Consider the following 14,901-nt stretch of genomic DNA (forward strand, 5'->3'; position numbering starts at 1 on the left):
GTAAAAGCGTGTGCGTTCCAGTGATATCAACGCTGTGGTAAATTCCTGTCATCTTTGAAGGTAACGAGATGACCATGTCAGCATTAACCGTCGAATCCCTCTTCGCCACACTCCCTGAATTTTCTGCTCGTATGGATGCGCTGTTAGAAGTGTTGGAGTTGGATCTTAGCGCCTATCAGGCCGACCACATCGCTTTGCGCATTAACGACAGAAAAGCGGCTGAGGAACTTCACCAATCCTGGCTTTCTTCGGGTGAAGAACTTTCCGTGAATAACATCAATGGTCGTCCAATTGTGGTGATCAAAGCGAACGAGTCTCTGTCTTTCGGTCAATGGCAAACGCATTGTGTCGAGTTGCCTTATCCGGGCGATAAGCTTTATCCGGATGAAGGGTGGGAACACGCTGAATGGGTGGTACCGTCAAAGGCGACAACACCAGAAGCGTTGCTTGATGATGTGTTTGGTTTGTTCCCAGCGCTTGCAGCAAAGTGGGATCAACTGGCATCACTGGGTGTGAAGGTGAAGCTGAGTTCTCCTGCTGGCGAGGGCGAGCGTATTGCCAACCCGACAGTGGCATTCAAGTTCAAGGGCGTTTGCGTCAAGCTCCACCCGGTGACTCTGGAGCAAGTGATAGAAAGTGAAAAAGGAGCCTGAGGCTCCTTTTTTTTGGTCGATTTCCGGCTTACAGAATGACGGTCTTATTGCCATAAACGAAGACTTTGTCTTCGATCACTTGGCTCAGTGCATTACTCAGCACGGTTTTCTCTACGTCACGACCCGCTTTCACCATGTCTTCAGCACTGAAGGTGTGGTCAACATGTTTCACGTTCTGGTCGATGATTGGACCTTCATCTAAATCGTTGGTCACGAAATGTGCCGTTGCACCAATGATTTTCACGCCACGTTCCCACGCCTGATGATAAGGGCGCGCGCCGATGAATGCGGGCAGGAAGCTGTGGTGAATGTTGATGATTTTGCGAGGGAAACGGGCAACAAAGTTTGGTGTCAGCACGCGCATAAATTTCGCCAGAACAATATGGTCTGGTTCATACCCTTCGATGATGTCGATGATTTGGTTTTCATGCGCTTCACGTTCCAGGCCTTCGTGGCTCACAAAGTGGAACGGAATATCGAATTTTTCCGTTAATGCGGCCAGCTTATCGTGGTTACCAATTACGGCGGCAATATCCACATCCAGTGAGCCGTCATAGGCTTTCATCAGGATGTCACCCAGACAGTGTGACTCTTTGGTCACCATGATCACCACACGTTTACGGCGACTGGTGTCAACGAGATTGCGGTGACTGCCTGCAGGGAGTGCCTGATCAATATCCATCAAGAAGGTTTCATCATTGAAAATCCCTTCCAGCTCAGTGCGCATGAAGAACTGACCGGTACTATGGTCAACGTACTCATTGTTATGAATGATGTTGAGTTGGTGCTTGTAACAGATGTTGGTGATCTTGGCGATGAGGCCTTGAGCGTCAGGGCAGTCCGTCAGCAGGATTTTTCTTTCCATAGAAACGTATTACTCGTGATGAATTTTAATTTGCTATTCATCACGTTTTACTCTGAATTGACCTCAAGGTCAAAGACTTGACGGTGAGGTTCTGCATGTCTGGCGATAAGGGGGGATTGTTGGCATAATGCAATCCTTTCAAATACTGTATAAATGACCAATGATTTCGAAGGTTTTCTCCACCACAGGTGCGTTGGCTCGCGCGATAAAGGGCTTCCAGCCACGCCAGCCACAGACCGACATGGCGTTGTCAGTTGAGCGTTCAATCAAAAACCAAACTCAACTTGTGGTCGAGGCTGGGACGGGTACCGGTAAAACATATGCGTATCTGGTGCCTGCTCTACTTAGTGGTAAGAAAACCATTGTCAGTACAGGTTCGAAAAACCTTCAGGAACAGCTGTTTCACCGCGACCTACCATTGATGGTCGACACCCTCGGCTTCTCGGGTCGTGTTGCCTTGCTGAAAGGGCGCGCAAACTACCTTTGCCCAGAACGTTTAAGCCGGCAGATGATTGAGAGTCACGACGGTCACGCCGATCCGACGCTGCTCAGCCAGTTAGTAAAAGTACGCAGCTGGTCTTCAGAAACCAAAACCGGCGATTTGGGCGAATGCGATGATTTGGCAGAAGACAGCCCAATCATCCCCGCAATTACTTCAACCAACGACAACTGCCTGGGTAAAGAATGCCCAAGCTATGAAGACTGTTTTGTCGTGAAGGCCCGCAAGCGCGCCATGGATGCAGATTTGGTGGTCGTGAATCACCATCTTTTCTTAGCCGATCTGGCAATCAAAGAGACAGGGTTTGGTGAGCTGATCCCGGAAGCGGAAGTGTTTATCTTCGATGAAGCGCACCAGATCCCCGATATCGCCAGCCAGTATTTCGGCCAGAGTCTTTCCAGTCGCCAACTTCAGGAACTCGCCAAAGACATCAACATTGCGTATCGCACTGAACTTCGCGATACCAAACAGCTTGAGAAAGTCGCTGATCGCCTCTCTCAATCGGCTTCAGATTTACGCATTGTACTGGGTGAGCCGGGCTTTCGCGGTAACTGGCGTGAAATAAGCACTTCGCCAGCCGTGGCAAGAGAACTAGTGCGTTTGACTGATGCACTTGAGCTTGCCCATGACGTGATGAAACTGTCGTTGGGTCGAAGCCAGCTTTTAGATGCAGCTTTCGATCGTGCGACTTTATTTAAAGCCAGACTTGAGCGGGTAAAAGATACCTCTATCCCTGGCTATTCCTACTGGTACGAATGCAGCCGTCATCATTTCAGCCTGAACATCACACCTTTGTCCGTGGCTGAAAAATTCCGCGAGCAAATTCAGCAGCAGGAAGGGGCGTGGATATTTACCTCCGCAACGCTCGCGGTGAATGATGATTTCAGTCACTTCAGCAACCGCTTGGGTTTAGAGCCCACAGAGCAGTTTACCCTGCCAAGTCCATTCGATTACGAGTCTCAAGCGATTCTCTGTGTGCCGCGCTTTTTGCCTGAGCCAAACAGCTATGGCTTGGCTGACAAGCTGGTGGACATGCTCAAGCCAGTGATTGAGCAAAACAATGGACGCTGTTTCTTCCTTTGTACCTCACATCAAATGGTGCGTGATTTGTCTGAGCGTTTCCGCGAATTGTCAGACTTGCCGGTGTTGGTGCAAGGGGAAATGTCGAAACAGAAACTACTCGCTGAATTTTTAGAGCTCGGTAATGCGCTTTTGGTTGCCACAGGTGCCTTCTGGGAAGGGATAGACGTTAGAGGGCAAGCGCTGAGCTGTGTTATTATCGATAAATTGCCTTTTACTGCGCCGGATGATCCGCTACTAAAAGCACGGATTGAAGATTGTCGCCTTCAGGGCGGCGACCCGTTTTCCCAAGTTCAAATCCCCGATGCGGTGATTATCCTCAAGCAGGGGGTTGGGCGACTTATCCGTGATAGAAACGATCATGGTGCGCTCATTCTCTGTGATAACCGCTTGGTGAGCAGAAACTATGGTGAAACATTCCTGCGCAGCTTACCGCCAATTCCGCGAACGCGTGATCTGGCAAAAGTCAGTGAATTTCTTGCTGAAATAGATACGAACAACCAGTCTGCAGAATCGTCTGCAGCGTCAGAGGTATAAATGGCTTCTAAGATCCTTGCCGTCGATACGGCCACTGAAAACTGCTCCGTCGCCCTGAAGGTGGGGAACGACATTATCGCGCGTTGTGAAATGGCACCGCGTGAACACACCACGAAAATCCTGCCTATGGTCGATAGTGTACTGGCTGAAGCGGGCTTAAAGCTGAACCAGCTGGATGCGCTGGCGTTTGGTCGTGGTCCTGGCAGTTTTACCGGTGTGCGTATTGGTATTGGTATCGCTCAGGGTTTGGCATTTGGAGCCGACCTGCCAATGGTCGGTGTGTCCACGCTGGCTGCAATGGCGGAGCAAGCTCATCGTAAACAGCAGGCAACCCATGTGCTGTCCACCATCGATGCACGCATGAACGAAATCTATGCAGGTGGCTATGTGCGCCTTGAAAACAGCGATTGGGAAACGGTCGTTGAAGAAGCAGTACTGCCTCCTGAAATGTTCAAGCCAGAATTGACAAAAGGTGAGTGGTTTGTAGCAGGAACAGGCTGGCAAGCTTACCCTGATTTGCAAGGCCAGCTACACTTATCGGTAAGCGACAGCGGTGTGTTGTATCCTGAATCGCAGGATATGTTAATCCTTGCTCATCATGCGTTTGCGCGTGGAGAGGCAGTGGATGCAGAACATGCAAGCCCGGTATACCTTCGTGATACTGTGGCATGGAAGAAATTACCAGGTCGCGAATAGTTTTATTTAAAGCTAACCGATAAGGTCTTTCATGGTTTCAATTCAGGGATTACCGCAGCAGATACAGCGTCCAGGAAAAACTGGACGCAAACCCACGCAAAAGAAAGAGGAGACACGCGATGTCTCCGAGCCTTCCGTGGTGGCAAAAGCGGTATCCCATGGAATTCGAAACCCTGAAATGGCGGAAGATGCGTTTCAAAACATTCATTATGATTTACCCGATGGGCGCAGCCGCCATGCGCTGGAGTCTTACATGGATGTAAAAAACCAGGCCCGTCGTGAAGAACTTATCGCCATGTTCGGCGTAGATGTCTTCGTTTAAGTAACTCCTCGTACCACTTGGCCTGCACTCTCTGTGGTAGGCTTCGCGCGCTCTCAAACGGTCCAATATGACATTACAAGAAAAAAAATATTCAGTGAGGTTTGGCGATCTCGCCGCGCAGGTTTATCTGACCGAGCGAAACACGCCAATTCTTCTGATGTTGCATGGGTGGCAAGATAATAGCGGAAGCTTTGCTCCACTCGCCCCTCAGCTCAGCGAGCACTTTGATCTAGTCATGCCAGATTGGCCCGGGCACGGTTATTCCGACCATAAAGGTGCCGACAGCTTCTATCCCTTCTTTGATTATGTGGACGACCTGCACCAACTGATCCTTCAGCTGGGCGACAGGCCGATCTATCTGGTCGGGCATTCGTTGGGCGCATTGGTAGCGTCTTGCTGGAGTGCTGCCTTCGCTGAAAGGGCGAAAGGGTTGGTGATGATAGAAGCGCTTGGTCCAATGTCCGAGCGCGAAGATAAAGTCGTCGAAAGGCTGAAACACGGTGTTGAAAGCCGCGCAAATATGAAGTTGCCTCGTGACTTACCCTCGCTGGATGCGGCGCTGAAACTTCGCCGGGGTATCAACAAAGTCAGCATTGAAGATCTGACACCGTTGGTGACGCGTGGCATTGAGCAAGTGGGCGATATCTGGCGCTGGCGTCATGATGCCAAGTTGAAGACGGAATCGATTTACCGGATGTCGACACATCATGCCGAGCATTTGGTCCGTGGTATTGAATGTCCAGTGATGGCGATTATTGGCGAAGACGGTTATCCGGAGCTTCGCAGCCCAATGGCTGAAAAACGTAAGGCGTGGTTCAAGAACCTGACCGTAGAAATGGTGGAAGGTACACATCACTGCCACCTTCAGAGTCAGACAAAAACGGCGTCTTTGATCATTGATTTTGTGACCAAGTTACATCTCACAGCGCTTAGCGATGTTAATTGAATGTTACTTCTGGTCTAATTGCGAGTTAAAACACTCGTTTGAATTTATTGCGTCTGTCGCGGACTTTTTCTGTTCGCGGCAAAAAATAGGAGAGATCAAGTGGATAAGGTTTGGCTTAACCGCTACCCATCAGATGTACCAGCGGAAATTTCTTCGGATATGTCCCCTTCACTGGTAGAAATGTTCGAGAAGTCTGTTCAGAAATATGCTGATCAGACTGCCTTCATCAATATGGGGCAGGTGATGACCTTCCGCAAACTGGAAGAGCGTAGCCGTGCTTTCGCTGCCTACCTACAAAATGATCTTGGCCTGAAAAAAGGCGACCGCGTGGCTGTCATGATGCCAAACCTGCTGCAATACCCAATTGCGCTGTTTGGTATTCTGCGTGCTGGCTGTGTGGTAGTTAACGTTAACCCGCTTTACACTCCACGTGAACTCGAACATCAGCTGAATGACTCGGGTGCGACCGCAATTGTTATCGTGTCGAACTTCGCACATACATTGGAAAAAATCGTCGATAACACCAGTGTGCGTCACGTTATTCTGACCAGCCTTGGCGACCAACTGCCACGTGCAAAAGGAACCATCGTTAACTTCGTGGTGAAGTACATCAAGAAGATGGTGCCGAAATACAATCTGCCACACGCAACTTCTATGCGCCTTGCATTGAAAAGAGGCCGTCGCATGCAGTACGTGAAGCCGTTCATGACGGGTGATGACATTGCCTTCCTACAGTACACCGGTGGCACTACAGGCGTTGCGAAAGGTGCGGTTCTTACCCACAACAACATGCTGGCGAACCTGAACCAGGCGAAAGCCATGTATGCGCCTGTCTTGAAAGAAGGCCGTGAGTTAGTGGTCACTGCGCTGCCGCTTTACCATGTGTTTGCATTGACGGTGAATGGCTTACTGTTTATCGAAATGGGTGGCCAGAACCTGTTGATTACCAACCCGCGTGATATTCCTGCGTTTGTGAAAGAGCTGAAACAGCATCCGTTTACAGCAATCACTGGCGTAAACACCCTGTTCAATGCGCTGCTGAACAATGAAGACTTCCATGAATTGGATTTCAGCAATCTCAGCCTGACAGTTGGCGGTGGTATGGCAGTACAACGTGCTGTAGCTGAAAGCTGGATGAAGCTGACGGGTAAACACCTGCTGGAAGGTTACGGCCTGACCGAGTGTTCTCCGCTGGTGGCGGCGTACCCGTATGATCTGAAAGAGTACAACGGCTCTATCGGCTTGCCTGTGCCGTCAACCGATGTCCGCATCGTTGATGAGGAAGGCAACGTGCTGCCAAACGATCAGATTGGTGAGTTGCAGGTGAGAGGTCCTCAGGTGATGCAGGGTTACTGGCAGCGTCCAGAAGCGACCAAAGAAGTGATCACCGAGGACGGTTGGCTATCAACAGGCGATATCGTCAAATTTGATGACGACGGCTTCCTTCACATTGTTGACCGCAAGAAAGATATGATTCTGGTTTCCGGTTTCAATGTTTATCCAAACGAAATTGAAGATGTTGTCGCGCTGCACGGTAAAGTACTGGAAGTGGCGGCAATTGGTCAGCCACACGAAACCTCTGGTGAAATCGTGAAGATTTGTGTGGTTAAGCGCGATCCAAGCCTGACGAAAGATGAGCTTCTTGCGCATTGTCGTGAACACCTCACGGGTTACAAAGTGCCTAAGGTGGTCGAATTCCGCGAAGAACTGCCGAAAACCAATGTCGGTAAGATCTTGCGTCGGGCTCTTCGTGAAGAGCAGGATGCCAAAAGCGCAGAAGTATAATCAGGCATGCGCTTAAACCATTAAGCGCGTAGAATAACGATATGCCTTTGAAAACATGCTGGCTAAGGCCGGCATGTTTGTTTTCTGCGCTAATAGAATAAGCGCAGAGCCTAAATGTGGATGACAGCGTGAATTTTGAAATTGTAACTGAGCTATCCCAACTCGAACGTGTGTGCGAGAAAGCATGCCAGGTGCCAGCAGTGATGCTGGATACCGAGTTTGTGCGTACCCGCACACTCTATCCGCGCCTTGGTCTTATCCAACTTTATGATGGCGAAACGCTCTCTCTGATTGATCCGATAGAGCTTGAAGACATGTCGCCACTTTGGGCGTTACTGACGGACGAGTCAGTGCTGAAAGTGCTACACGCATGCAGTGAAGATCTGGAGGTCTTTCATCATCATGCGGGTGTAATGCCTACGCCAATGGTAGATACCCAAATCATGGCGGCCTTTCTGGGACATGGTCTGTCAACGGGCTTCGCGACGTTGGTGGAAGAGTATCTTGAGGTAACATTGGACAAAGGGGAGGCCAGAACGGATTGGTGTGCGCGCCCGTTGAGTGAAAAACAGCTCGAGTATGCCGCTGCGGACGTTTACTACCTGTTGCCTCTCTTCAATCTGTTAGCGAAACGCATTACTGAAGAAGGCTGGGACGAAGCGGTTAAGCAAGAATGTGCACTGATGGTGAGCAAGCGCGGCAAAACACCCGATCCGGAAAAAGCCTACCTTGATATTAAAAATGCGTGGCAATTACGTCCTAAACAACTTGCCGTGCTGCAAAAGCTTGCGAGCTGGCGATTGAGAGAAGCTCAGCGTCGGGACTTGGCGTTAAACTTCGTGGTGAAAGAACTGCACCTTTGGAAAATGGCGCGTTTTAACGTCCGTTCTTTAGACAAAATGGCGGATGAAGACTTTGACCGATTTGAGATTGAACGCCATGGCAGCCGCCTGATTCGCATGGCGCAGGAGGCAGACAAAACGCCTGCTTCTCATTACCCAGAAGAGATTCAGCGTCTTGTTGATATGCCGGGCTACAAGCAAGCGGTGAAAAACATCAAAGAACAAACTAACGCAGTCGCTGAACAACTGGGTATGGTCCCTGAGTTCATTGGGTCAAAAAAACAAATTCACCAAGTGCTCAAGTGGGCGTGGATCAATGACCGCAACCCAGAAAAAGCACCGGATATTCTCTCGGGGTGGCGTAAAGCTTATCTTGAAGAAAAAGTGTTGGCGGTGCTAGATAAATAACGGATGGCCCGAGACCACAATAAGAAAAACCGGCGAATTTGCCGGTTTTTTTCTCTCTTCCAAATAAGATTATTTGTCTTCAGGCAGGGTAACGTTGAGTTCGAGAACGGACAAATCGTCGTCACGCTGTTCAAGGGCAACTGAAACCTGCTCAGGAGAGATATCCACGTACTTACGGATAACCTCAAGGATGTCTTGCTTTAGCTGGGGTAGGTACTTTGGCTCAGAACTCCCTGCGCTGCGGCGTTCAGCGACGATAATCTGCAGGCGCTCTTTCGCGAGCGATGCGGACGTCTTCTTCTTTGGACGGAAAAACTCCAGCAGTGCCATTGATTATCCTCCGAACAGTCGCTTCAAGAAGCCTTTCTTCTCTTCCTCCAGGAAGCGGAAAGGACACTCGTTACCCAGCAGACGGGTGATGGCGTCGCTGTATGCCAGACCTGCATCAGACTCCTGATCCAGAATTACCGGCTCACCTTTATTTGACGCGTGCAGAACAGAGGGACTTTCAGGGATCACACTCAGTAATGGTATGCGTAATATTTCTTCTACGTCTGCGACGCTCAGCATCTCGCCTCGTACAACTCGGGTAGGATTGTAGCGAGTTAGCAGCAGGTGAGTTTTCACTGGCTCTTCGCCATTCTCAGCACGGCGGGATTTAGAATCAAGGATGCCCAGAATACGGTCTGAATCGCGAACAGAGGAAACTTCAGGGTTGGTTGTGACGATTGCTTCGTCTGCAAAGTAAAGCGCCATCAGTGCACCTGCTTCGATACCTGCAGGAGAGTCACAGATGATGAAGTCGAAATCCATCGCCTTCAAGTCATCCAATACACGGGCAACGCCTTCTTTGGTGAGGGCATCTTTATCGCGAGTTTGGGAAGCTGGAAGAACAAATAGGTTTTCAACGCGCTTGTCTTTGATCAGAGCCTGGTGAAGGTTAGCTTCGCCGTTGATGACGTTAACAAAGTCATAAACCACGCGACGTTCACAACCCATGATGAGATCAAGGTTACGAAGGCCGATATCAAAGTCGATAACAGCGGTTTTCTTTCCCGACAGCGCAAGGCCAGTAGCAATGGCAGCACTGGAAGTGGTTTTACCCACGCCGCCTTTGCCAGAAGTGATTACGATTATTCGAGTCATTCCTCAGTCCTTTGGAAAGTTAGAGTGTGAGGTGTTCAATGTTTAATGAGTCTTCTTTCAGTGAAACCTTCACGGGACGGGCAGCGTACTGCTCCGGAATGGTTTCGCTGAGCCAGTACGTGCCTGCGATAGAAAGCAATTCGGATTGCAGGTTCTGGCAGAAAATATGTGCTTCTTTTTGTCCGCTGGCACCGGCTATTGCACGGCCACGGAGCACGCCGTAAACATGAATGCTGCCATCAGCAATAATTTCCGCGCCGGCGCTGACGTGGTTCAATACAACTAAATCGGCATTTTTTGCGTATACCTGCTGACCTGACCGTATCGGTGTTGTGATGACTTTTGTTGGCGTTTGGATCGGGTCATTAACACGATTAGCCTGCTTGGCAGGGTTCATGACAGCCAACCCGGCGAGCTTGGCTGCTTCACGTACCTGATTTTGTTTACAGCCTGTGACTCCGACAACCAGCATGCCAGTCTTTTCGATGGTGGTTTTCAACTGAAAAAAATCGAGCTGCGCATGAAGCCGAGAGATGTCGACAACAACAGGGGCACCGTCAAAAAAGGCCGGAGCTTTGCTGACTTTGTCAGACAGCACTTGCATCGCGCTATCCAAGTTGTCATCCATTAAATGGAGCACTGAAAGTGTAAATGAACTGCCTTTGAGTTCAGCATTTTTGGTCATTCGGGTAGTTATCCAGCTGGCACGGTGTTGTTGGGTTTGACAACACTAACGTGAATTTTCGTCACCCAATTTTTCCGGTGGCAGACAAATTTAATTTGTTTGCCATTTTCAGGAGGAAGAAAGCAGGTTTCGTGCATTATCAGACAGTGTCCTGCATGGTATATTCATGACATCTTTGCGGCAAGCGCCAACGCTGATTATGCTGCTTTAATCGCCGATTTTATTGCGATTTTCTAAGCCATTTCTCCAAATGGGGAGCTGCGAAAAAACGTTTGCTGCAAATTGACATGAATAGTGAGAGGTACAAGGTGTATTGCGCAATTTATAAGAGCACGAAAAAGGAATCGACCTATCTTTACGTAACCCGTAAGGATGATTTTTCAGACGTGCCTGAACAATTGTTACAAACTTTCGGGAACCCGCAGTTCGTTATGATGGTCAACTTAGACAAACGCGAAAAACTGGCGATTGCCGATATCAATAAAGTACGTGAAAACCTTAAGAACGATGGATTTTACCTGCAGCTACCACCTGCGCCTGATGCAGCGCTGCAGCACATTAGACAAAAAAACACCAAGTTATAAAGGAGCGCTATGCGTAAGGGATTAATTGGGATCCTCATTGGGGCTGCGTTATCTTTGTCTGCGTCAGCATTGGCTGAAAAGCAGAGTTTTGACAGCTACGTTGAAGGTCTGAAAAAAGAGAGTGTGGAAAAGGGCTACGATACCGCACTGATTGGAAAAGCATTCAGTAATCTAACTTATCGCGAGCGTGCGGTTAAAGCAGATCGAAATCAGCCAGAGAAACGTTTAACACTGGATGAGTATATTCCGAGCGCAGTTCCAGATTGGAAAGTTGCCCAGGCTCGTAAGCTTTACGATGAGCATTACGATGATTTGAAACGCATCGGTGAAATATACGGCGTTCAACCCCGCTTCTTAGTCGCCTTGTGGGGTGTTGAAAGTAACTTTGGTAAATTCACGGGTAATTATAATGTTATTGAAGCGCTATCAACGATGGCCTACGATGGCCGACGCGAGGCTTTTTTCCGCAATGAAGTTTTCTCAGCGTTAACAATATTGCAGGAAGGTCACATTGACATTGATAAGATGAAAGGGTCTTGGGCTGGAGCCATGGGTCAGTGCCAGTTCATGCCAAGTTCTTTTATCTCCTTCGCTGCAGATGGGAATAATGATGGTAAAAAAGATATCTGGAATTCTAAGCCAGATGTGTTTGCTTCATCAGCAAACTACTTAAAAAATGCCGGATGGGATGATGAATATACTTGGGGACGCCAAGTTATCGTTCCTAAAAACCTCGATAAAGGTTTGTCAGGTTTAAGTCAGGAGAAAGCAAAAACTTTGGCTGAATGGCAAGCACTTGGCGTACGCCGTTTGAATAATGCTTCGTTACCAGATGTCGATTTAAAAGCTTGGTTAATTCAGCCTGATGATGAATATGGTCGTAGCTATTTGGTCTATGGTAATTATCAAAGCTTGATGAAGTGGAATCGTTCTCACTACTTTGCGCTAGCAGTAAGCCACTTGGCTGATCGTATTAAATTTGGCTGAGAAGTGTACTAAAAAGAAAGCGCGTGTTTAACGCGCTTTTTTGTATGCCGCAGTTGTGCTTTGTGCTTAGAAGCGTACAGATTTGTCAACAGTCATAAAAAAGGAGCAATTTGCTCCTTTTTCAATAGTATTTTTCTATCTTCGTATCTGACGTTACCCGATTAGATCAGGAAGTCTTCTACTTTACCGCCAGCATCAATTGCATCTTTGATTACTTTTGGTGTGCGACCCTGACCAGTCCATGTTTTCTCTGAACCATCTACATCTATATATTTGTACTTCGCTGGGCGCGCTGCACGCTTAGATTTAGGCTTAGTACCGCCAAGTGTTGCCAAAAGTTCTTCTGGATCAATACCATCTTTGATAAGCATTTCGCGGTATTTCTCAAGCTTCTCAACACGCTCTTTTTCAGCTTCACGCGCTTCAGCTTCAGCCTCCTCACGCTCGCTAACGACTGCTTGTAGTTTTTCCAGAGCTTCTTGTAGTTGTTCCAGAGTAAGTTCACGCGCAACGGCACGAAGGCTGCGCAGGTTTAACAATACTTTTAGTGCATCAGACATTATGCCAGTCCTATTCTCTCGTTATGTAATAATTTATTGCTTCACTAAGAATAGCAAGAATAAATAATTCTTTGCAATATTTAACAAATAAACTTCGTGCATATTAGATATGTATTTTAATTAAAGTGCAAATCTAATATTAAGCCTCCCATTGACTTGATAGGAAATCCCTTCTTTTTCGGTAGGCTGTACAATAAACACGTCATACTTGTGAGAGTTTATGTGCGGAGAGAATAACGAAATTGTGAAATGTGGCTAGTTTGTAACCATCTTGAGCTTAGTGTGTAAAAATTATTATCTTTGTATTGCAAATAGACCATTGTCACATAAAATACGCTAGCTTTATGCTCAAACGGGCTTACTTTATGTGTATATATCGGTGCGAAAACCGTTGATCGTATAAAGTTGTTTGAGTTTGATACACGTAGAGGTGCGCGGTTTATCATTAGTTTGTCTTAGGGTGATGCCAGTGAGGACAAATGAAAGGAGATAGCGCCGAAGCAGAATGTCATTTATCAGGGACTCTGCTGGGGTTGTGACCGAAAAGGCACAACACTGCCATAGTAATGGGATTTAACTATGGAGCGCTACTGTAGTGTTTAATGATGTGTATAACCGTTGTCTTCGTTTAGTCTGGTTTTCCATTTCTGCAGTAGATCTCCAACCGAATAGGTTGATACAGAGATCATGAATTTAGTCGATTTTTCTTCTTCTTCTCTTTCTTTGCTTCCCGCCGTGTTGGCGTTGGGACTCGCGGTTGTGACCCGTCGCGTCTTATTGTCTCTTGGATTGGGTATCTTTTCCGGCGCATTGTTTCTCAATGATTTTTCTGCCATCGGCACTGCTTCTTATCTCGGCAACCTGATTAAGGGGTTGTTTGTTTCTGATGGCAGTATTAACTCGTGGAATATGAGTATCGTTGCCTTTCTCCTGTTGTTGGGCGCAATTACTGCGTTGTTGACACTTTCCGGTGGTACTCGTGCGTTTGCAGAGTGGGCGCAGAGTCGGGTGAAAAGTAAACGCGGCGCGAAACTGTTGGCAGCTTTCCTTGGCGTATTCATCTTTGTGGACGATTATTTCAACAGTCTGGCTGTGGGTGCAATCAGTCGCCCAGTCACTGACCGTTTCCACGTATCCCGAGCAAAACTGGCTTATATCCTCGATTCAACTGCGGCGCCAATGTGTGTCATTATGCCCGCTTCAAGTTGGGGGGCTTACATCATCACTGTGATTGGCGGCATTCTGGTCAGCCATGGCGTGACAGAATACAGTCCGCTCAGCGCATTTGCACATATGATCCCAATGAACTTCTATGCTGTGTTTGCACTTTTGATGGTGTTCGCTGTCGCATGGTTCCAGATGGATGTGGGTCCAATGCGCCGCTTTGAATATCAGGCATCAACTGGGAGCCGTTTAGGTGATGAAGAAAGCGGCCATGAACCGATTGATGATGAGTTTGGTATTGAAGAAAGCGAAAAAGGTCGAGTGTCTGATCTGGTTGTGCCGATTATCGTCCTTATCGTGGCGACCATGTCTTGGATGGTTTACTCAGGTGCACAGTCGCTGGAATCAGACGGTAAAGCTTTCTCTGTACTGGGTGCGTTTGAGAACACAGATGTAGGCATGTCGCTGCTATACGGTGGTGCGATGGGCTTGCTGTCTGCGTTGATCACTGTGGCTAAACAAGGTCTGGCAGCCTCTGATATTGTTCGTACCACTTGGATTGGTGCGAAATCTATGTTCGGTGCCATCCTGATCCTTTTCTTTGCTTGGTCAATCGGCGGTGTTATTGGTGACATGGCCACCGGTAAATTCCTCTCGACCCTGATCCAGGGCAATCTGCCAACGCAACTGTTGCCAGTGCTGCTGTTCCTTTTGTCAGCGGCAATGGCGTTTTCAACAGGTACATCTTGGGGGACGTTCGGTATCATGCTACCAATCGCGGGTGACCTTGCAGGGGCAACAGATATCGCGCTGATGCTGCCTATGTTGTCAGCCGTTCTGGCGGGTGCGGTATTTGGTGACCACTGTTCTCCGATTTCAGATACCACTATTCTGTCTTCTACCGGCGCGCGCTGTGGCCACATCGACCACGTAGCGACTCAGTTACCTTACGCTTTGGCTGGTGCACTGATTGCAGCTGTGTCTTATTTGGTGCTGGGTTTCACGGATTCACTGAGCATTTCCCTGCTGGCAGGTATGTGTGTATTCGTCTTGGTATGTACGGTGTTTGGTTGGATGTCACGTCGACCAGGCAAGCTGGCATAAACTACTCTCTGAGCCTCCGATTTCGGGGGCTTTTTTCT

Annotated in this window: 15 protein-coding genes and 1 riboswitch; of the genes, 10 read left to right on the plus strand and 5 right to left on the minus strand. The window is 48.3% G+C overall.

Going from position 1 to position 14,901, the window contains the following annotated elements:
* The first annotated feature begins 74 nt into the window (after positions 1–74).
* Positions 75–653 carry a VOC family protein gene (locus GMA8713_RS01195; RefSeq protein ID WP_062705086.1) on the plus strand — a complete coding sequence of 193 codons (579 nt, stop codon included), beginning with the start codon at positions 75–77 and terminating at the stop codon, positions 651–653.
* Positions 654–681: 28 nt separating this feature from the next.
* On the opposite strand, the gene purU is transcribed toward GMA8713_RS01195, so the two are convergent.
* Complete coding sequence (gene purU / locus GMA8713_RS01200) at positions 682–1,518, minus strand: formyltetrahydrofolate deformylase (RefSeq protein ID WP_062704928.1); 837 nt, start codon at positions 1,516–1,518, stop codon at positions 682–684.
* 160 nt (positions 1,519–1,678) lie between these two features.
* On the opposite strand from purU, the gene yoaA reads away from it, so the two are divergent.
* From yoaA to rnd, 6 genes are all read left to right on the plus strand, one after another.
* Positions 1,679–3,634, plus strand: a complete 1,956-nt coding sequence (gene yoaA / locus GMA8713_RS01205; protein WP_062704930.1) for a DNA repair helicase YoaA — start codon at positions 1,679–1,681, stop codon at positions 3,632–3,634.
* Positions 3,635–4,330, plus strand: coding sequence for a tRNA (adenosine(37)-N6)-threonylcarbamoyltransferase complex dimerization subunit type 1 TsaB (tsaB, locus tag GMA8713_RS01210; RefSeq protein WP_062704932.1), 696 nt, complete (start codon positions 3,635–3,637; stop codon positions 4,328–4,330). It abuts the gene before it with no gap.
* 31 nt (positions 4,331–4,361) lie between these two features.
* Entirely contained in the window at positions 4,362–4,652 is a 291-nt protein-coding gene (locus GMA8713_RS01215; protein ID WP_062704935.1) for a hypothetical protein, read from the plus strand.
* Between the two features lie 67 nt (positions 4,653–4,719).
* Positions 4,720–5,598 (plus strand): alpha/beta fold hydrolase, encoded by an 879-nt coding sequence (locus GMA8713_RS01220; protein ID WP_062704937.1) that lies wholly within the window; start codon positions 4,720–4,722, stop codon positions 5,596–5,598.
* 99 nt (positions 5,599–5,697) lie between these two features.
* Positions 5,698–7,383 (plus strand): long-chain-fatty-acid--CoA ligase FadD, encoded by a 1,686-nt coding sequence (fadD, locus tag GMA8713_RS01225; protein WP_062704939.1) that lies wholly within the window; start codon positions 5,698–5,700, stop codon positions 7,381–7,383.
* A 128-nt stretch (positions 7,384–7,511) separates the two neighbouring features.
* Positions 7,512–8,633: a ribonuclease D gene (gene rnd, locus GMA8713_RS01230; protein ID WP_062705088.1), complete on the plus strand. Its 1,122-nt coding sequence runs from the start codon at positions 7,512–7,514 to the stop codon at positions 8,631–8,633.
* A gap of 69 nt (positions 8,634–8,702) precedes the next feature.
* Here rnd and minE read toward each other — a convergent pair whose 3' ends face one another.
* The 3 genes from minE to minC are packed head-to-tail and all read right to left on the minus strand — an operon-like array spanning position 8,703 to position 10,464.
* Complete coding sequence (gene minE, locus GMA8713_RS01235) at positions 8,703–8,963, minus strand: cell division topological specificity factor MinE (RefSeq protein WP_062704941.1); 261 nt, start codon at positions 8,961–8,963, stop codon at positions 8,703–8,705.
* 3 nt (positions 8,964–8,966) lie between these two features.
* Positions 8,967–9,779 (minus strand): septum site-determining protein MinD, encoded by an 813-nt coding sequence (minD, locus tag GMA8713_RS01240; protein ID WP_062704943.1) that lies wholly within the window; start codon positions 9,777–9,779, stop codon positions 8,967–8,969.
* A gap of 19 nt (positions 9,780–9,798) precedes the next feature.
* Entirely contained in the window at positions 9,799–10,464 is a 666-nt protein-coding gene (gene minC / locus GMA8713_RS01245; RefSeq protein ID WP_062704944.1) for a septum site-determining protein MinC, read from the minus strand.
* 308 nt (positions 10,465–10,772) lie between these two features.
* On the opposite strand from minC, the gene GMA8713_RS01250 reads away from it, so the two are divergent.
* Entirely contained in the window at positions 10,773–11,048 is a 276-nt protein-coding gene (locus GMA8713_RS01250) for a YcgL domain-containing protein (protein ID WP_062704946.1), read from the plus strand.
* A gap of 9 nt (positions 11,049–11,057) precedes the next feature.
* On the plus strand, positions 11,058–12,035 hold the full coding sequence (locus GMA8713_RS01255; protein WP_062704948.1) for a lytic murein transglycosylase: 978 nt from the start codon (positions 11,058–11,060) through the stop codon (positions 12,033–12,035).
* A 161-nt stretch (positions 12,036–12,196) separates the two neighbouring features.
* Here GMA8713_RS01255 and GMA8713_RS01260 read toward each other — a convergent pair whose 3' ends face one another.
* The gene (locus GMA8713_RS01260) at positions 12,197–12,595 is read right to left on the minus strand and encodes an H-NS family histone-like protein (protein WP_062704950.1); all 399 of its coding nucleotides are present in this window, start codon (positions 12,593–12,595) and stop codon (positions 12,197–12,199) included.
* 417 nt (positions 12,596–13,012) lie between these two features.
* Positions 13,013–13,193: riboswitch (Lysine riboswitch) on the plus strand.
* Positions 13,194–13,282: 89 nt separating this feature from the next.
* On the opposite strand from GMA8713_RS01260, the gene GMA8713_RS01265 reads away from it, so the two are divergent.
* Positions 13,283–14,863 (plus strand): Na+/H+ antiporter NhaC family protein, encoded by a 1,581-nt coding sequence (locus GMA8713_RS01265; protein WP_062704952.1) that lies wholly within the window; start codon positions 13,283–13,285, stop codon positions 14,861–14,863.
* The last annotated feature ends 38 nt before the right edge of the window (positions 14,864–14,901 follow it).

Source organism: Grimontia marina, assembly GCF_900060185.1.
Taxonomy (GTDB): Bacteria; Pseudomonadota; Gammaproteobacteria; order Enterobacterales; family Vibrionaceae; genus Enterovibrio; species Enterovibrio marinus.